Source organism: Mesorhizobium sp. M0317 (genome assembly GCF_040321555.1).
GTDB lineage: Bacteria > Pseudomonadota > Alphaproteobacteria > Rhizobiales > Rhizobiaceae > Mesorhizobium.
Window position 1 is genome coordinate 1 of sequence record NZ_JAMYRV010000060.1, and the last position, 14,580, is coordinate 14,580.

The 14,580-nt window shown below is 62.9% G+C and carries 18 protein-coding genes; 12 read left to right on the forward strand and 6 right to left on the reverse strand.

The genetic code is table 11. The features are described 5' to 3' along the window. The 3 genes from NKI88_RS29030 to NKI88_RS29040 all read right to left on the reverse strand — a co-directional run. Positions 1 to 702 (reverse strand): tetratricopeptide repeat protein (locus tag NKI88_RS29030; RefSeq protein ID WP_352658844.1); only part of this gene is annotated, 702 nt, incomplete at its 3' end. 46 nt (positions 703 to 748) lie between these two features. Next, positions 749 to 1,396 (reverse strand): thiamine phosphate synthase, encoded by a 648-nt coding sequence (locus tag NKI88_RS29035; RefSeq protein WP_023704894.1) that lies wholly within the window; start codon positions 1,394 to 1,396, stop codon positions 749 to 751. A 143-nt stretch (positions 1,397 to 1,539) separates the two neighbouring features. Further along, a complete protein-coding gene (locus NKI88_RS29040) occupies positions 1,540 to 2,457 on the reverse strand; it encodes a DMT family transporter (RefSeq protein WP_023704893.1) in 918 nt (305 codons plus the stop codon). A 129-nt stretch (positions 2,458 to 2,586) separates the two neighbouring features. On the opposite strand from NKI88_RS29040, the gene NKI88_RS29045 reads away from it, so the two are divergent. Then, the gene (locus tag NKI88_RS29045) at positions 2,587 to 3,024 is read left to right on the forward strand and encodes an Lrp/AsnC family transcriptional regulator (protein WP_023704892.1); all 438 of its coding nucleotides are present in this window, start codon (positions 2,587 to 2,589) and stop codon (positions 3,022 to 3,024) included. Here the strand turns inward: NKI88_RS29045 and NKI88_RS29050 are convergent. Continuing rightward, positions 3,021 to 3,479 (reverse strand): GNAT family N-acetyltransferase, encoded by a 459-nt coding sequence (locus tag NKI88_RS29050; RefSeq protein ID WP_023668764.1) that lies wholly within the window; start codon positions 3,477 to 3,479, stop codon positions 3,021 to 3,023. The two genes, NKI88_RS29045 and NKI88_RS29050, sit on opposite strands and share 4 nt — an antisense overlap. A 242-nt stretch (positions 3,480 to 3,721) precedes the next feature. Here NKI88_RS29050 and NKI88_RS29055 point away from each other — a divergent pair, with 242 nt between their 5' ends. Then, positions 3,722 to 4,492, forward strand: coding sequence for a sulfite exporter TauE/SafE family protein (locus tag NKI88_RS29055; RefSeq protein WP_352658847.1), 771 nt, complete (start codon positions 3,722 to 3,724; stop codon positions 4,490 to 4,492). Positions 4,493 to 4,499: 7 nt separating this feature from the next. Here the strand turns inward: NKI88_RS29055 and NKI88_RS29060 are convergent, their stop codons facing one another. After that, a complete protein-coding gene (locus NKI88_RS29060) occupies positions 4,500 to 5,051 on the reverse strand; it encodes a DUF2269 family protein (RefSeq protein WP_023747289.1) in 552 nt (183 codons plus the stop codon). A 365-nt stretch (positions 5,052 to 5,416) separates the two neighbouring features. On the opposite strand from NKI88_RS29060, the gene NKI88_RS29065 reads away from it, so the two are divergent. From NKI88_RS29065 to NKI88_RS29090, 6 genes are all read left to right on the forward strand, one after another. Further along, entirely contained in the window at positions 5,417 to 5,740 is a 324-nt protein-coding gene (locus NKI88_RS29065; protein ID WP_023716072.1) for a hypothetical protein, read from the forward strand. Between the two features lie 386 nt (positions 5,741 to 6,126). After that, positions 6,127 to 6,657, forward strand: a complete 531-nt coding sequence (gene rcdA, locus NKI88_RS29070; RefSeq protein ID WP_352459880.1) for a protease adaptor protein RcdA — start codon at positions 6,127 to 6,129, stop codon at positions 6,655 to 6,657. 67 nt (positions 6,658 to 6,724) lie between these two features. Next, positions 6,725 to 7,231, forward strand: a complete 507-nt coding sequence (gene ruvC, locus NKI88_RS29075) for a crossover junction endodeoxyribonuclease RuvC (protein ID WP_023668769.1) — start codon at positions 6,725 to 6,727, stop codon at positions 7,229 to 7,231. 10 nt (positions 7,232 to 7,241) lie between these two features. Continuing rightward, positions 7,242 to 7,862, forward strand: coding sequence for a Holliday junction branch migration protein RuvA (gene ruvA / locus NKI88_RS29080; protein ID WP_023684176.1), 621 nt, complete (start codon positions 7,242 to 7,244; stop codon positions 7,860 to 7,862). 43 nt (positions 7,863 to 7,905) lie between these two features. Next, positions 7,906 to 8,943, forward strand: a complete 1,038-nt coding sequence (gene ruvB, locus NKI88_RS29085; RefSeq protein WP_352658850.1) for a Holliday junction branch migration DNA helicase RuvB — start codon at positions 7,906 to 7,908, stop codon at positions 8,941 to 8,943. Positions 8,944 to 9,079: 136 nt separating this feature from the next. Further along, the gene (locus NKI88_RS29090) at positions 9,080 to 9,985 is read left to right on the forward strand and encodes a metallophosphoesterase (RefSeq protein WP_352658852.1); all 906 of its coding nucleotides are present in this window, start codon (positions 9,080 to 9,082) and stop codon (positions 9,983 to 9,985) included. A gap of 100 nt (positions 9,986 to 10,085) precedes the next feature. On the opposite strand, the gene NKI88_RS29095 is transcribed toward NKI88_RS29090, so the two are convergent. Continuing rightward, positions 10,086 to 11,381: a glycoside hydrolase family 5 protein gene (locus tag NKI88_RS29095; RefSeq protein ID WP_352658854.1), complete on the reverse strand. Its 1,296-nt coding sequence runs from the start codon at positions 11,379 to 11,381 to the stop codon at positions 10,086 to 10,088. Between the two features lie 65 nt (positions 11,382 to 11,446). Between NKI88_RS29095 and ybgC the strand changes: the two genes are divergently transcribed. The 4 genes from ybgC to tolA all read left to right on the forward strand — a co-directional run bounded on the left by ybgC (position 11,447) and on the right by tolA (position 14,567). Then, complete coding sequence (gene ybgC, locus NKI88_RS29100) at positions 11,447 to 11,917, forward strand: tol-pal system-associated acyl-CoA thioesterase (RefSeq protein ID WP_023700290.1); 471 nt, start codon at positions 11,447 to 11,449, stop codon at positions 11,915 to 11,917. A 312-nt stretch (positions 11,918 to 12,229) separates the two neighbouring features. Continuing rightward, on the forward strand, positions 12,230 to 12,940 hold the full coding sequence (gene tolQ, locus NKI88_RS29105; protein ID WP_023673844.1) for a protein TolQ: 711 nt from the start codon (positions 12,230 to 12,232) through the stop codon (positions 12,938 to 12,940). A 9-nt stretch (positions 12,941 to 12,949) separates the two neighbouring features. After that, positions 12,950 to 13,402 carry a protein TolR gene (gene tolR / locus NKI88_RS29110; protein ID WP_023673843.1) on the forward strand — a complete coding sequence of 151 codons (453 nt, stop codon included), beginning with the start codon at positions 12,950 to 12,952 and terminating at the stop codon, positions 13,400 to 13,402. 7 nt (positions 13,403 to 13,409) lie between these two features. Further along, positions 13,410 to 14,567, forward strand: coding sequence for a cell envelope integrity protein TolA (tolA, locus tag NKI88_RS29115; RefSeq protein WP_352658856.1), 1,158 nt, complete (start codon positions 13,410 to 13,412; stop codon positions 14,565 to 14,567). The last annotated feature ends 13 nt before the right edge of the window (positions 14,568 to 14,580 follow it).

Below are 14,580 nucleotides of genomic sequence, written 5' to 3' on the forward strand. Positions count from 1 at the left end.
TTTTACCACCCACACCACCCAAACCCACCCCAGCCCCGGGGGGGGGGGCGGGGATTGTTCAAAACCACACACCAAAAAAACCCCCCCCCCCGGGGCGCGCCCGCCACCCCCCGGATCCTGCTGCACGAGCAATTGCGCGAAGTTGAACTGCGCCAGCCGGTTGCCGGCCTCGGCGGCGGCCTGCATCAGCGCATAAGCTCCCTTCTCGTCCTTCTTGACGTAGCGGCCGTCGAGCAGCATCAGCGCATACTGGAACTGCGATTCAGGAATCCCCTGCTCGGCGGCCTGCGCATACCATTTGGCGGCTTCCGCTGGGTTGAGCGGCACGCCCAACCCGCGCGACAGGATCTCGGCCACCAGCGTTTGCGCCGCCGGGTCGCCATTCTGAGCCCGCACCAACGCCAGATTGTAGGCCGTCTTGTAAAGGCCGCGCTGGAAAGCGCCATAGGCGGGGTCCGCCGGCTTGGCGCCGAAACGTTCGGGGTTGATCGCGTCGGCCGACGGCAGCGGCGCGGTTGTCGCCGGCTGCGGCAGCGGGGTGTCGATCGGCTTGTCGATATGGACGCCGGAATCCGTGGCACCGGCTTTTGGGGCACCCGCATCGGGGGCGACCGCATCCGGCACGCTGAGGGCGGGTGCGCTGGTGTCCGGCCTCGGCTGCGGCAGCGGAACGGTCTCCGCCGCGATCGCTGCCCCGCTCATCAACGCCGCAACGAGAACCGCGAGAGGAAGTCCATGTCGGCGCACGTCAGCCCTCGAAGCGCGGCGCGGTTTGGTCGAGCAGCGCATTGGCGGCGGCAATCGCCGCCTTCGGATCGGCGCCTTCGGCAAAGACGGCGCTGGACAGCGCCACGAACTCGGCGCCAGTGGCGGCCACCGCTTCTACCGAGGCGATGGCGGAACCGGCCATGACAATGCAAGGGATCTCAATCACGTCCGCCCACCATTGCCCGAGCGACAGGTTGCGCGGATGCGGTTCCGGCTTGTTGTCGTAGCCGAAGCGGCCGAAGAAGATGTAGTCGGGTCTGGTTTCGCCGAGTTCCAGCGCGTCGTCGCGCGTCTTGGCGCCACCGGCGCCGACCATCATCTTGCCCTGGAAGTGTTCGATGGTCTCGGCGAGCGCGTCCTTGGAAACCTCGACATGAATGCCGTCGGCCTGGACACGGCCGGCAATGCGGGTATCGCCGGCGATGATGACGGCGATGCCGGCCGCTTGCGCGGCCGGTACGATCTGTTCTGCAAAAGCCTGGAAGGCAGCCTCGTCCATGCCGTTTTCAGGCAGGATCAGCGAAGCGATATCACCGCCGTCGAAGGCAGCCGCAATGCGGCGCGCCGGAGCGTCCCTGGGTGCGATCAGCACGATGCGGCAGCGGTTGGGGGGTGTTGCGTCGTTCATTGGCTTTCGATCCCGGGTTTCGCCTATGCCGGGCGAAGATGGTTGCATTGCGGCATAGAACAAAGCGCCCGCCTTGAACAGGCGGGCGGGGATCGATGCGATGGCTTTGGTTTACGATCGCCGGCGAGCCGACGCTCTGCGGCTCATTTGACGGCTTGCGGGCTTTCGGCCGGCGATTTGGCCCTCCACAAAGTCCAGCCGAGATTCATGCCGGCGGCGGCGATCAGGATGGCGGCTGCGCCGACGAACTGGGCCGGATGCAGCCGGTGGCCGAAGGCCATCACATCGACCAGGATCGCAACGACAGGATAGATGAAGGACAGCGACCCCTGCAGATGCGTCGGCAGTTTCTGGATGGCGGCGTACATCAATATGTACACCAGGCCGGTGTGAACGACGCCAAGCGTGGCCAGCATGGCCCAGCTCCAGGCATCGGCGGGCAAATGCGAGAGGTTGGCAAAGGGCGCCAGCATGACGACGCCGACGCAGACCTGGATCAGCGCGATCAGATGCGGCGGGGTGCCCTTGAGCTTCTTGGCGACGATTGCCGCGACAGCCCAGAAGAAGGCCGCTCCGAGCGCCATGACGATGCCGATGACATAATCTGTGCCGGTTATGCCGGAACCGACACCCGCATCGGGCCCTGTCTGCACGATTAGCAGCATGCCGGCGAAGGCGATGCCGAGCCAGGTCAGCTTGGCCAGTGTCAGCCGCTCGCCGAAGAACAGCGCGCCGAAGCCGACCAGCATGAAGGGCTGCGTGTTGTAGACCGCCGTGGCAATCGAGATCGAGGCGCGGGAGAAGGCGCTGAACAGCAACAGCCAGTTGATGACGATAGCCGCGCCGCCAAGAGCGGCGATGGCAACAATGCGCAGCGTCAGCCTGCCGCGCAGCAGCCCGAGTGCCGCGCAGGTGATCAGCAGCGCCACCGCGCCGAAGGCGCAGCGCCAGAACACCACGTCCATAACGGGCTGGCCCGACATGACGACAAACCAGCCGATCGTGCCGACAATCGTCATCGCCGCCGTCATCTCGATCGTGCCGCGTACCGTGTTGTCCATGACAATACCTCTATCTGTTGAGGCCATAATCTCATGCCGTCTTGAGGGTTTATATACCCTATGAAAGGTGATATGGGGGCAGGACCTTATTTAATAAGGCGCGCGCTGCCCTTTTGCGAGGAGATGAAAATGCTGGACGAGTTGGACAGAAAGCTTCTCGACATCCTGATCCTGGATTCGCGGACTTCGTTGAAGGATCTGGCGCAGCAGGTCGGGCTGTCATCGCCGAGCGTCTCGGAACGACTGCGGCGGCTCGAGGAACGCGGCGTCATCCGCGCCTTCACCATCGAGATCGACCCGGAGGCGCTGGGGTTTCCGTTGCAGGCGATCGTGCGGGTGCGGCCACTGCCGGGCAAGCTGCACATCGTGCAGAAGCTGATCGAGGAGATCCCGGAATTCGGCGAATGCGACAAGGTCACCGGCGACGACTGTTTCGTGGCCCGGCTCTACGTGCGCTCCATCGGCGAGCTCGACAAGCTTCTCGACCGCATCGCCGACAAGGCGGAAACCAGCACCGCCATCATCAAGGCGCAGCCGATCCGGCGCCGTCCTCCACCGCTGAACTAAAGCTCCAATTTGTAACCGATGTGGCTGGCCTTGAAGCCGAGCCGGTCATAGAAGCGATGCGCGTCCTGGCGGCTCTTGTTGGTGGTCAGCTGGATAATCTTGCAGCCGCGTTCACGGCACTGTTCGATCGCCCATTCCAGCAGACGCTGTCCCAGCCGTTCGCCGCGGCGGTCTGCGACGACGCGCACAGCCTCGATCTGGCCGCGCAAGGCGCCCTGCAGCGACAGCCCGGCGAGATAGCTGATCTGCAACGTGCCGATGACGCGGCCGCTATCCGTCATCACGGCAAGAAACTGGTTGGGGTCGGCGTCGATGGCGGCAAAGGCGTCGCGATAGGCCTTGGCGAGTGGCTCGGTCGCATCCTCGCGGCTGCGGCCAAGCGGATCGTCGGCGAGCATGGCTACGATGGCAGGCAGGTCGGCCGCTTCGGCGCGGCGGATGTGGGGTTCGCTCATTGTCAAAAACCTGGGGTCAAAAACCTGGGGTCAAAACCTGGGGTCAAAACCTGGGGCCAAAACCTGGGGCCAAAACCTGATGCATCGGACGGCGCCCTTATGCATCGGCGGCGATCTTGCCGTAAATCCGGAACCGTCGCTTTACGCACAGTTGATCGACACGGCCGGCATTTTCCCGGTCGCGGCGCAAGGGTTTCTGGGCTATTGCAGGGCAACCGTCTTCCCTCCAGCATTTCCAGTTCATGTCAGGTCTGCTCGCCGATCCGTGGTTTTATGCCGCCGCCATTCCGGCGGTGATACTTGTCGGGCTGTCGAAAGGCGGCTTCGGCGGCGCTGTCGGCTTCGTTGGCGTGCCTTTGATGGCGCTGGCCATGCCGCCGGTGCAGGCGGCGGCCATCCTGCTGCCGATCCTGTGCCTGATGGACATCGTTTCGGTGTGGACGTGGTGGGGTGTGTATGACAGAAAGATGCTGGTCGACATGATGCCGGGCGCGGTGATCGGCATTGGGCTCGGCTGGCTGACGGCAGCGCTCGTAACCGAAGAGATGGTGCGGCTGATCGTCGGCGCTGTCGCGCTGATCTTCGTGCTTCGCTGGCTCTATCTCCAGTTCCGCCACGGTTCCGACCATGCGGCGGTGCCCAACCGCATCGCCGCCGCCTTCTGGGGCATCGTCGCCGGCTTCACCAGCTTCGTCGCCCATGTCGGCGGGCCGCCCTTCCAGGTCTATGCGCTGCCGATCCGGCTCGATCCGAAGGTGCTGTCGGGGACATCGGCGATCTTCTTTGCCGCCACCAACGCGCTGAAGCTGATCCCCTATTTCGCGCTTGGCCAGTTCGACACAGCCAACCTGACGGCGTCGGCCGTGCTGATGCCGCTGGCGCCGCTGGCCACCATCGCCGGCGCCTGGCTGGTGCGGCGCATGCGGCCGGAGATTTTTTATCCCTTCACCTACGCGACCGTGGCCGTGGTCGCGGTCAAGCTGCTTTGGGACGGGATCGCCGGCCTGCTCTAAATCCCGCTCAGGCGGCTGCCGGTTTGGTTCGCGGGGCGCTCGCAAAGGTCAGCGATGCACCACCAACGACCACGACCGCCATGGCGCCGAGAGTGGCGATGTCGTGCGCGGTCGGCTTCAGCACCATGTCGGCGACGACGGCGATCATGATGACGAAATCGAACTTGACGATCCGTATCATGCGGCGCCCAAACGCTATGGCAGCCGGGGTCATGCCGTCCGCGGCAAGCATTGTGGCAAGCTTTTCGAACGAAGGCTTCAGCACGAGGATACCGGTCAGAAACGCGGCGGCGTAGCCGCAAAGGCCGATGACGACCCAAAGGTCGGAGAAGCCGGTCCATAGCGAAGTCAGCACCAGACCAGAAGCCAGGGTCGCGATAGACGCCGGCACGAACAGACGCAAGCCGAGTTTGTCCGTCGTTCTCAGCATGACCATCAGCGTCTCGTCGTCGCCGGCGCGATCGGCGAGTATCGAAACCAGCAGCATGGCGAAACCGCCGCCGAGCCAGAGGATCGCTGCCATGACATGCAGGAATTTGAAGAGAGAATACCAGTCCATTGCCGCTCCTTGTGCATCGTTCCGGGGTAAACGCTGCTTTCGCGCGTCTGCTTCCGAAGGAGGGCGGATTACTCCGTACATGTATCCAGAAGATGCCGCGTGGGTGCCGGCTTGTTGCGGTGGCGCCGTCGCCGGATTTTACCGCCAGCCCGCACAATACCCGGCATTTGCCGGATAGACGCCGTGTCGGCATTGGCTGGTTTCGCGGCATGATCCTGAAACCTGCGGGGACTAAGCCGCTCGCGACCGACGCTCCATTTTGGCCGCGCGCGGTCGGACCAAGTCTGCAACAACCAACGAGGGTATCCCATGTAAGGCGTAGCACGAATTTCTTCACCCTGGCCGTCATCTATTCCCTCTGCGGCATGGCGCTCGGCCTGGATATGGCGATCTCCAATGACCATGGGCAGATGCCGACCCACGCGCACACCATGGTGGCGGGCTGGCTGATGTCGGCGGTGTTTGCTTTCTTCTACCACCTGTTTCCAGCGGTCGGGCAAAAGACAATTGCGGTCGTGCATTTCTGGCTGACGGCAATCTGCGGCATCGCACTGATGATCGGGCTTTACTTTGAACTTGCCGGCCATCCGGAGATCGAGCCGGTGCTGGGTTCCTCCTCGATGGGCTTTTATGCGGCAATGCTGCTGTTCGCCTTCATTTCCTTGCCGGCTGTATGGAAGAAGGCATGAACAAGCTGACGATCAGGCTTCGGGGGTCGTTGTGCTGATACGGCACAGAAGGGCAGCGGTCGATCAAGAAATATCCGCGCCGTTAAGGGTTCATTAAGCTTTACAGGTGTTTACTATGTCCATCCAGTGATCTGGATTCTTACCGAGTGGTTGGAGCCACTTCGTTTGACGCCTCCCTGTTAAACTCCTGAGAGCCGCCTTATCCGCGGCTCTTTTTTTGTCTGCTTTTGGTCCGCTTGGCGCCCCTGCGCAGGCGTTAACCGTTTGTTAAACATGTGCTTGCCTTCACCGGCGGCGAAGCGCATTTTCAAGCTTCAGTCATCTAGGGTGCCGGCGTGACGGCGATGAAGCCGAATCAGCCGACGGGGCAGTGCAGGGGCGTATCGATGAACGAGCCTTCGAAGGGCAGCGCGAAAACCATCAAGCTGGCGGAACGCCGGGTTTTCTCCCAATCCTTCAAACCGCTCTACCAGGAAGGCATGGGCCTGGTTGAGCAAGCAGCGGAATATCTTGACGGCAAGGGCCGGGCCGAGGCCAAGAAGCTGTCCAGACTGGCGGCGACGCTCTATGCGGCCGAATCGATGCGGCTGACCACAAGGCTGATGCAGGTCGCCTCCTGGCTGCTTTTGCAGCGGGCGGCAAATTCCGGCGAGATGACCCGCGATCAGGTCGCTTCGGAAAAATCCAAGGTGCGTCTTGACACCGCCTCGGCGCATGACGAAGCGGTCGGCTGGGGCGAACTGCCGAAGGATTTCCTCGACCTCGTCACCCGCTCGCTGCGCCTGCAGGCGCTGGTGCGCCGCATGGACGACGAGATCTATGGCGGCGCGTTTGCCGAGACGCCGGTAGCAGGCCGCCGCGCCAATCCGGTTTCCGACCAGATCACGCTGCTGAACACGGCTTTCGCTCGAGGTTAAACGCCTCCCGTTTCCGGTTTGTTCACATTTCCCTGACATCGCTGTGCGCCGGAGGTAGACTTCGCGCATGAGGGAAGCGATTCGCATTATCGGTATCGATCCGGGGCTGAGGCGCACCGGATGGGGCATCGTCGAGAGCCTCGGCAACTCGCTGCGGTTTATCAGCTCCGGCACTGTACGCTCCGACGACAAGGCGGCACTGGCGACACGGCTCTGCCAATTGCATGACGGGCTGGCCGAGATCCTGCATGCGGCCATGCCGCAAGAAGCGGCCGTCGAACAGACCTTCGTCAACAAGGATGCCGTGGCGACGCTGAAGCTCGGCCAGGCGCGCGGCATAGCCATGCTGGTGCCGGCGCGCGCCGGCCTTGTCGTCGCCGAATATGCCCCCAATGCCGTCAAGAAGGCGGTGATCGGCGTTGGCCATGGCGACAAGAAGCAGATCCACATGATGGTAAAGGTGCTGTTGCCGAAAGCCGTTTTCGACACCGAACATGCCGCAGACGCGTTGGCTATCGCCATCTGCCACGCGCATCACCGGCAAAGCGTCGCCTACAGGATGGCGCTGGCATGAGGGATCACGCATGATCGGCAAATTGAAAGGCACGCTGGACGAGATCGACGAGGATTTCTGCCTCGTCGATGTGCACGGCGTCGGCTATGTCGCCTATTGCTCGGCGCGCACGCTGGCCGCGCTGCCTTCGCCCGGCGAGGCGGTGGTGCTGTTCATCGAGACCTATGTGCGCGAGGACATGATCCGGCTCTACGGTTTCCAATCGGTGCTTGAGCGCGAATGGTTCCGGCTGTTGATGAGCAATGTGCAAGGCGTCGGCGCCAAGGTGGCGCTGGCCATCCTGTCGACGCTGGCGCCGGCCGACCTCGCCAATGCGATCGCGCTGCGCGACATCGCCATGGTCAGCCGCGCGCCCGGCGTCGGCAAGAAGGTGGCCGAGCGCATCGTCACCGAATTGAAGAACAAGGCGCCGGCCTATGCCGGAACCGCCTCCGGCGCCATCGGCCTGAAGCAGGAACTCGGGGAAGGCGTGGCGCCGGCGCCGATCACCGACGCCGTCTCGGCGCTGGTCAATCTCGGCTATTCGCGCGACACCGCAGCCAATGCTGTCGCGGCGGCGCTGAAGACGGCCGGCGAGGACGCCGATGCCTCGAAGCTCATTCGTTTCGGGCTGAAGGAACTGGCGCGGTGAGTGATTGCTTGTCCGGTCCTTTGCCCTGTGCGAGGAAGGCCGCATGAGCCTTTCACCCCGCCTCATTGCCCCGGACAAGCGCGGCGAGGATGCTGAGCAGACCTTGCGGCCGCAGACGCTCGCCGATTTCGTCGGCCAGGCCGCGGTGCGGGCCAACCTCAAAGTCTTCATCGAGGCCGCCAAGGGCCGCAGCGAGGCGCTTGACCATGTGCTGTTCGTCGGGCCGCCGGGGCTTGGCAAGACAACGCTGGCGCAGATCATGGCGCGCGAGCTCGGCGTCAATTTCCGCTCGACCTCCGGCCCGGTGATCGCCAAGGCCGGCGATCTCGCCGCACTTCTCACCAATCTCGAAGACCGCGATGTGCTGTTCATCGACGAGATCCACCGGCTCAATCCGGCGGTCGAGGAAATCCTTTACCCGGCGATGGAGGATTTCCAGCTCGACCTGATCATCGGCGAAGGTCCGGCAGCACGCTCGGTCAAGATCGATCTTGCCCGCTTCACCCTGGTCGCCGCCACCACCAGGCTCGGCCTTTTGACCAACCCGCTGCGCGACCGTTTCGGCATTCCGGTGCGGCTCAATTTCTATTCTGTCGAGGAACTGGAGCAGATCGTGCGGCGCGGTGCCCGCATCCTGCAAATGCCGCTCGGCGACGACGGCGCGCTGGAGATTGCGCGCCGCGCCCGCGGCACGCCGCGCATCGCCGGCCGACTGTTGCGCCGCGTGCGCGACTTCGCCTCCGTTGCCGGTGACGGCCACGTCGACAAGCAGATTGCCGACGAAGCTCTCACCCGGCTCGAGGTCGACGCGCTCGGCCTCGACGCGCTCGACCGCCGCTATCTCTCGATGATCGCGCGCAATTTCGGTGGTGGCCCGGTCGGCATCGAGACGATCGCCGCCGGCCTCTCCGAGCCGCGCGACGCCATCGAGGACATTATCGAGCCCTATCTGATCCAGCAGGGTTTCATCCAACGCACACCACGCGGCCGCGTGCTGACCGCCAACGCCTGGCGCCATCTCGGCCTCGACGCGCCAAAGGATCTGGCGCAGCAGCAGATCAACCTGTTCCAGGAAGAGTAACGGAGATTTGTCCTCCGGAACGGGCTGTCTGCGCAGAATTTCCTCAAGCCTGCCAGCGTGAAGGCGCATTCCTGGATGCTATCGGGCGTCGTAGTGTCGGCGCGAACTGCTCCGATCAAGCGTCGGAGCCAGAAAAGTGATCACCAGACGCGGGTTCCTGAAATTCGCCGGAGGTTCGTTCCTCTCGCTGGCTTCGCTCAGTGCCTATGCGGTCGGCATCGAGCCGATGCTGTTGACGCATGTGAAGCGCTACCGGCTGACGCCGCCGCATTGGCCTGCAGATCTCAAGCTGCGCGTTGTAGCACTTGCCGATATTCACGCCTGCCGTCCCTGGATGACGCCTGAGCGGATCGCTTCGCTCGTCGAGGGTGCGAACGTGCTGCAGCCCGACCTGATCGTACTGCTCGGCGATTATATCTCAGGCATGTCCCTGGTGACGAACCGGGTGGAGGCCCATGAATGGGCGCCGGCCTTGTCAGGACTGAAGGCGCCGCTTGGTGTCCTGTCGATCCTCGGCAATCACGACTGGTGGCACGATCCTTTCGCGCAGCAGGCCGGAGCGGGGCCGACTGTGGCGCGCAAGGCACTGGAGGAAGCCGGCATCTCGGTTCTGGAGAACGACGCTGTGCGTCTGGAAAAGAATGGATACGGCTTCTGGATCGCCGGACTCGCCGACCAGCTGGCCCTGTTACCGAACAAGGCCGCAGGCCGCGACAAATTTGAAGGCCTCGACGATCTCGACGGCACGCTGGCCAAGATCACCGACCAGGCACCCGTCATCCTGCTCGCGCATGAGCCTGACATCTTTCCGAAAGTGCCGTGGCGGGTTTCGCTGACGCTGTCGGGACACACCCATGGCGGGCAGGTCAGACTGTTCGGTTATTCGCCGGTGGTGCCGTCCAGCTTCGGCAACCGTTTCGCCTATGGCCATGTCGTCGAGAATGAAGACCGTAACCTGATTGTATCAGGCGGGCTCGGCTTCAGCATCGCGCCGGTGCGCTTTGGCATGCGGCCGGAAATACTACAGATCGACCTAGGCTAGGGCATGCCGGTATTCAGGTGATGCCGGCCTGCAAATGAGGTGTTCCTGCGCTTCCGGTAGTCACGGACCAAAGTCCGCTCCGTTCCGGTTCTCGGACCCCTCATTTTCGACTCGGCCTGATCTGGATCTCGACATGCCCTAGAGCTAATGGGAGCGAGCGGATCGCATCCATCACGGCGGGTTCGGCCTTTTCGCCGTTGAAGGCATCGATGATACCGAAGGCGCCGCCAAAACTCCACACCGACCATGAGAAGCCATGCGCCTCGGCGCGCGCGATCATGTCCTTGACATAGGCGGCGCGGTATTTGGGCGGCATCACATAGGGGTTGCCATACTCCTGGCGGATCATGCCGAACTCGCCCAGCGTGATGTTTTCCGGCTTGATAGCGTTGGCCTTCGCCCAGGCCTCGACCTTTTCGAACGGCGCATCCATGACGCCGAGCAGCTTTTCGTCCGTGTCCATGCTGGCGGCTTGTTCATCGAGATAGGCGAGCAGGCCGTTCCGTCTGGTCCATGGCGCCTCGGCTTTTATCTTGGCGCGGATCGCATCCAGCGTCGCATCGAGCTCGGCGCGCGGCACCGCGGTCAGCGGATAGGGCAGCCCGGTAACATAAAGAATGAAATCGCCGGCCCAGGTCGCGCCCTGATGCGTCAGCAGGAACGGGTCGTAGGAGTGGAAGGTCCAGATGAGGTTGTCGTCGGGGATCGACTTTGGGTCGATCTTGACCAGCGAAGCCGCATTGGAATAACAGGCGCCGGTCAGGATCAGCGTCAGCCTGGTGGCCGAGGCGCGCGCGGCCGCGAACAGCTTTTGCTGACGCTCCGGCCACAGGCTGGTGCCATCGCTGTCGCAGTCGACGATAGGCTCGTTCATCGGCTCGAAAGCGACCTGCGCCGGGTCCTCAGTGGCAAGCGTGTGCGCCATTTTGCGGACGACCTCGACATAGGCGTCGAAGGTTGCGGGATCGTCCATCACCTGGCCCATGCCGATCTCGCGGCCGCCGCCGGCCGGGATCAGGTGCATGTCGACGATCACTTTCAGACCGGCCCGGTTGATCATGCGCGCCGAGTCCCGCACGCTGGCATAAAGGTCGTCACGCAGCGTCAGTGTCTGATCCGACATAAACGGCGAGGGATCGACCGGCATGCGCAGAAAGTCGAAACCGGCGGCCTTCAGCGCCTTGAGGTCACCCTCGTCGAGGAACTTGCGCCATTCCGGATAGGGCAGGATGGCTTGTCGGTCGTTCCATTTGTCTTCCCCGACCCAGGTCGTCCACTGGTCGAGGTTGAGGCCGCGCTTCATCGAAAAGCTCGCGGCCTGACCGGGAAGCGCAGACGCCGCCAGCACCAGCAGCGCTGCCATCAAGGTCTTGATCCTCGCCGTCAACAGTGCCATCCGGTTTGCTGCGCTGGTGATTTTGGCAAGACAGGTGCCCCGCCGGGGGCAAAAAGGAAAGCGCGATGGACGATCATGGTGAATCGGCGGCGCTTGCTGCCGGGCTTTCCGGAGCCTTGACGGAATTCGGCCATCGGCTGATGGCGCGGGTCTACTATGCCGACACCGACTTCTCCGGCGTCGTCTACCACGCGCGCTATCTCGAATTCTTCGAGCGCGGCCGCTCGGACTATCTCAGGCTGGCGGGCGTCCACCACACAGAACTTCACGAAGGCAAGCACGGCGAACGGATCGTCTGGGTGGTGCGGCGGATGGAGATAGATTTCCGCTCGCCTGCCCGCATGGACGACATCCTGACCATCGACACATCAACGCAGGATATTTCCGGCGCCCGCATCGTCATGGCGCAGCAATTGAAACGCGGGACAGAGGTTCTGGTCGAAGCAAAGGTCGAGGCGGCGATCATCGGCGAGAACGGCCGGCCGAAGCGCTTTCCGAAAGAATGGATCGCGGCCTTTCTACCAGGAGCAAGCTGATATCCAGGCCTGCCGGCCGGCAACGAGCGGCCAATCGGCAGCGCATTCGATTGTGGATGGATGGCCCGCGTCGTGCCTTGGCGCGGCAATGCGCCGCGCCATATTTCCTAACCCATCCTTAACCATAACGGTTCATGAAGAGATCGGTGAAGATTGGAAGAATCCGCGCGCCTTCCTTTCACCAATATTTGCCCTGAAAAGGCCGCCAACGGTGCATTTTGGGGTTAATCCGGAAGCCAAGCGCGAACGGACCACAAGGGATGCCCATGGGCCAGCCGCCAGCGATGCCCGGAAAATCTTAAGGACTGAAGCATGGAAACTACCGCACTCGCCGATCCGGCAGCGCAATTGTCGATTTGGGCGCTGTTCACACAGGCCAGCTGGGTGGTCAAGCTGGTCATGATCGGTCTGCTCTGCGCCTCGGTCTGGACCTGGGCGATCATCGTCGACAAGCTGGTCAGCTATGCCCGCATGCGTCTGTCGCTCAATCGCTTCGAACAGGTGTTCTGGTCGGGGCAGTCGCTGGAAGAGCTCTATCGCACGCTTGCCGACCGCAAGACCACGGGCATGGGTGCGATCTTCGTCGCCGCCATGCGCGAATGGAAGAAGAGCTTCGAGAAGGGGGCCAAATCGCCGCTCGGCCTGCAGACCCGCATCGACAAGGCGATGGACCTGGCGTTGACGCGCGAGATGGAGAAGCTGGAGGGCCGTCTCGGCTTTCTCGCCACCACCGGTTCGGCTGCACCCTTCATCGGCCTGTTCGGCACCGTCATCGGCATCATGACCTCGTTCCAGGCGATTGCCGGTTCGAAGAACACCAGTCTCGCGGTTGTTGCACCCGGCATTGCCGAAGCGCTGCTGGCGACGGCCATCGGTCTTCTCGCCGCCATACCGGCGGTTATCGCCTACAACAAGCTGTCATCCGACGCGAACAAGATCGCGGTGCGGATGGAAGGGTTCTCGGATGAGTTCTCCGCCATACTCTCGCGCCAAATCGATGAAAAAGTAGCGCCTAAGGGCTGAGGTAAGAAGATGGGTATGTCGGTTGGCATGGCAGGACGCGGCGGGCGCGGACACAGGCGGCGCGGCCGCCACCATGCATTGATGTCGGAAATCAACGTCACGCCGATGGTCGACGTGATGCTGGTGCTCTTGATTATCTTCATGGTCGCCGCACCTATGTTGACGGTCGGAGTGCCGGTCGACCTGCCGGAGACGAAGGCCAAGGCTATGAACGCCGACACCCAGCCGATCACCGTTTCGATCGACGCGGCCGGCAAGATTTTCCTGCAGGAGACCGAAATCCCAAGGGAAGAGCTGGTCGCCAAACTGCAGGCGATTTCCAAGACCGGCTACGAAGAGCGCATCTTCATCCGAGGCGACAAGGCGACCAACTATGGCGCCGCGATGGAGGTCATGGCCCTCATCCAGGCCGCCGGCTACAAGAATATCGGCCTGATTTCACTGCAGCAACAGGATCAGTAGACGCACGATGAAGACCGGCCTCACCACATCGGTGATACTGCATACGGTGGCACTGGCTTTCGGCCTGTTCACCCTGTCGGCGCCGGCCGCGCTGCCGTCCACGGATGTCGAGTCGATAGCGGTCGACATCGTTCCCATGGAAGCCATTGCGCAGACGCTGCAGGGCGACAAGAAGGCGGTGATGCATGAAAAGCCGGCGCCGATGCCGACCAAGCGTCCCGACATCGTGCCAGATGCACAGAAGATCGGCGAGAACAGCGTTGATACCGACAAGCCGGTGACGGACGAGCCCAAGCCGAAGCCGGTGGAGAAAACAGCGACGGCTGCTCCGGCTCCGACGCCGACCGAGAAGCCGAAACCCGAGGACGCGCCGAAACCGAAGGAAGTGCCGAAGCCGACGCCGGCGACGGAGGTGGCACCAACGCCGCAGCCGAAGGAAGAGGTCAAGCCCGAGCCGGTGAAACAGGTTGAACCGAAGCCGACCCCGGTGAAGGAGCCTGCACCAACACCGCAGCCGGACACGACCGCCGCCATAGAGCCGAAGCCACGCGTGAAGCCCGACGCGGTCGCCGAAGCCATATCGGATCAGCAGCCTCTGGAAGAAGCGCAGCTTCCGACTTCCGCTCCTGCTCCGGAAGCACGGCCGAAGCCGCAACCGGCGCAGGCTGAAAGCGCGAAGGCTCCGGACCGCAAGGACGCCGACAAGCCGGTCAAGGAAGCCTCGTCGAAGCCGAAGTCCGAGGAAAAGCAGTTCAATGAAGGTGAGATCACTGCTCTGCTCGACAAGCAGAAGCCTTCTGGCGGCGGCGCCAAGCGCTCGACGCAGCAGGCGTCGCTCGGCGCCGACAAGACCCAGGGCCAGAAACTGTCGCAGGCCGAAATGGGCACTTTGTCGGATCAGCTGGGCAATAGCTGGACCCTTCCGGTGGGGGTTGAGGGCTCGCAAAACTTCGTCGCCGTGATCGTGTTCAATCTCGATGCCTCCGGCAAGCTCGAAGGCCGTCCGACCGTCGAAAAATCGAGCGGCAACCGCCAATTCGACGAGAGTGCGGTACGTGCCGTCCAGAAGGCAAACATGGCTGGCCTGCAAGTTCCTGCCGGCAAGCATGATATCTGGGCCCAGGTTCGAGTCACTTTCGACCCCAGGGAGATGCTGGGGCTCTAGGCCTGGTATCCAC

What these genes read in the sequence shown, in the direction of transcription:
- rcdA (WP_352459880.1), top strand. Translation starts at nt 6,127, where the DNA reads ATGAACGAGCCTTCGAAGGGCAGCGCGAAAACCATCAAGCTGGCGGAA.
- ruvA (WP_023684176.1), top strand. Translation starts at nt 7,242, where the DNA reads ATGATCGGCAAATTGAAAGGCACGCTGGACGAGATCGACGAGGATTTC.
- ruvB (WP_352658850.1), top strand. Translation starts at nt 7,906, where the DNA reads ATGAGCCTTTCACCCCGCCTCATTGCCCCGGACAAGCGCGGCGAGGAT.
- NKI88_RS29065 (WP_023716072.1), top strand. Translation starts at nt 5,417, where the DNA reads ATGGCGCTCGGCCTGGATATGGCGATCTCCAATGACCATGGGCAGATG.
- NKI88_RS29060 (WP_023747289.1), bottom strand. Translation starts at nt 5,051, where the DNA reads ATGGACTGGTATTCTCTCTTCAAATTCCTGCATGTCATGGCAGCGATC.
- NKI88_RS29040 (WP_023704893.1), bottom strand. Translation starts at nt 2,457, where the DNA reads ATGGACAACACGGTACGCGGCACGATCGAGATGACGGCGGCGATGACG.
- NKI88_RS29095 (WP_352658854.1), bottom strand. Translation starts at nt 11,381, where the DNA reads ATGGCACTGTTGACGGCGAGGATCAAGACCTTGATGGCAGCGCTGCTG.
- NKI88_RS29050 (WP_023668764.1), bottom strand. Translation starts at nt 3,479, where the DNA reads ATGAGCGAACCCCACATCCGCCGCGCCGAAGCGGCCGACCTGCCTGCC.
- tolR (WP_023673843.1), top strand. Translation starts at nt 12,950, where the DNA reads ATGGGTATGTCGGTTGGCATGGCAGGACGCGGCGGGCGCGGACACAGG.
- NKI88_RS29035 (WP_023704894.1), bottom strand. Translation starts at nt 1,396, where the DNA reads ATGAACGACGCAACACCCCCCAACCGCTGCCGCATCGTGCTGATCGCA.
- ruvC (WP_023668769.1), top strand. Translation starts at nt 6,725, where the DNA reads ATGAGGGAAGCGATTCGCATTATCGGTATCGATCCGGGGCTGAGGCGC.
- ybgC (WP_023700290.1), top strand. Translation starts at nt 11,447, where the DNA reads ATGGACGATCATGGTGAATCGGCGGCGCTTGCTGCCGGGCTTTCCGGA.
- NKI88_RS29055 (WP_352658847.1), top strand. Translation starts at nt 3,722, where the DNA reads ATGTCAGGTCTGCTCGCCGATCCGTGGTTTTATGCCGCCGCCATTCCG.
- NKI88_RS29045 (WP_023704892.1), top strand. Translation starts at nt 2,587, where the DNA reads ATGCTGGACGAGTTGGACAGAAAGCTTCTCGACATCCTGATCCTGGAT.
- tolA (WP_352658856.1), top strand. Translation starts at nt 13,410, where the DNA reads ATGAAGACCGGCCTCACCACATCGGTGATACTGCATACGGTGGCACTG.
- tolQ (WP_023673844.1), top strand. Translation starts at nt 12,230, where the DNA reads ATGGAAACTACCGCACTCGCCGATCCGGCAGCGCAATTGTCGATTTGG.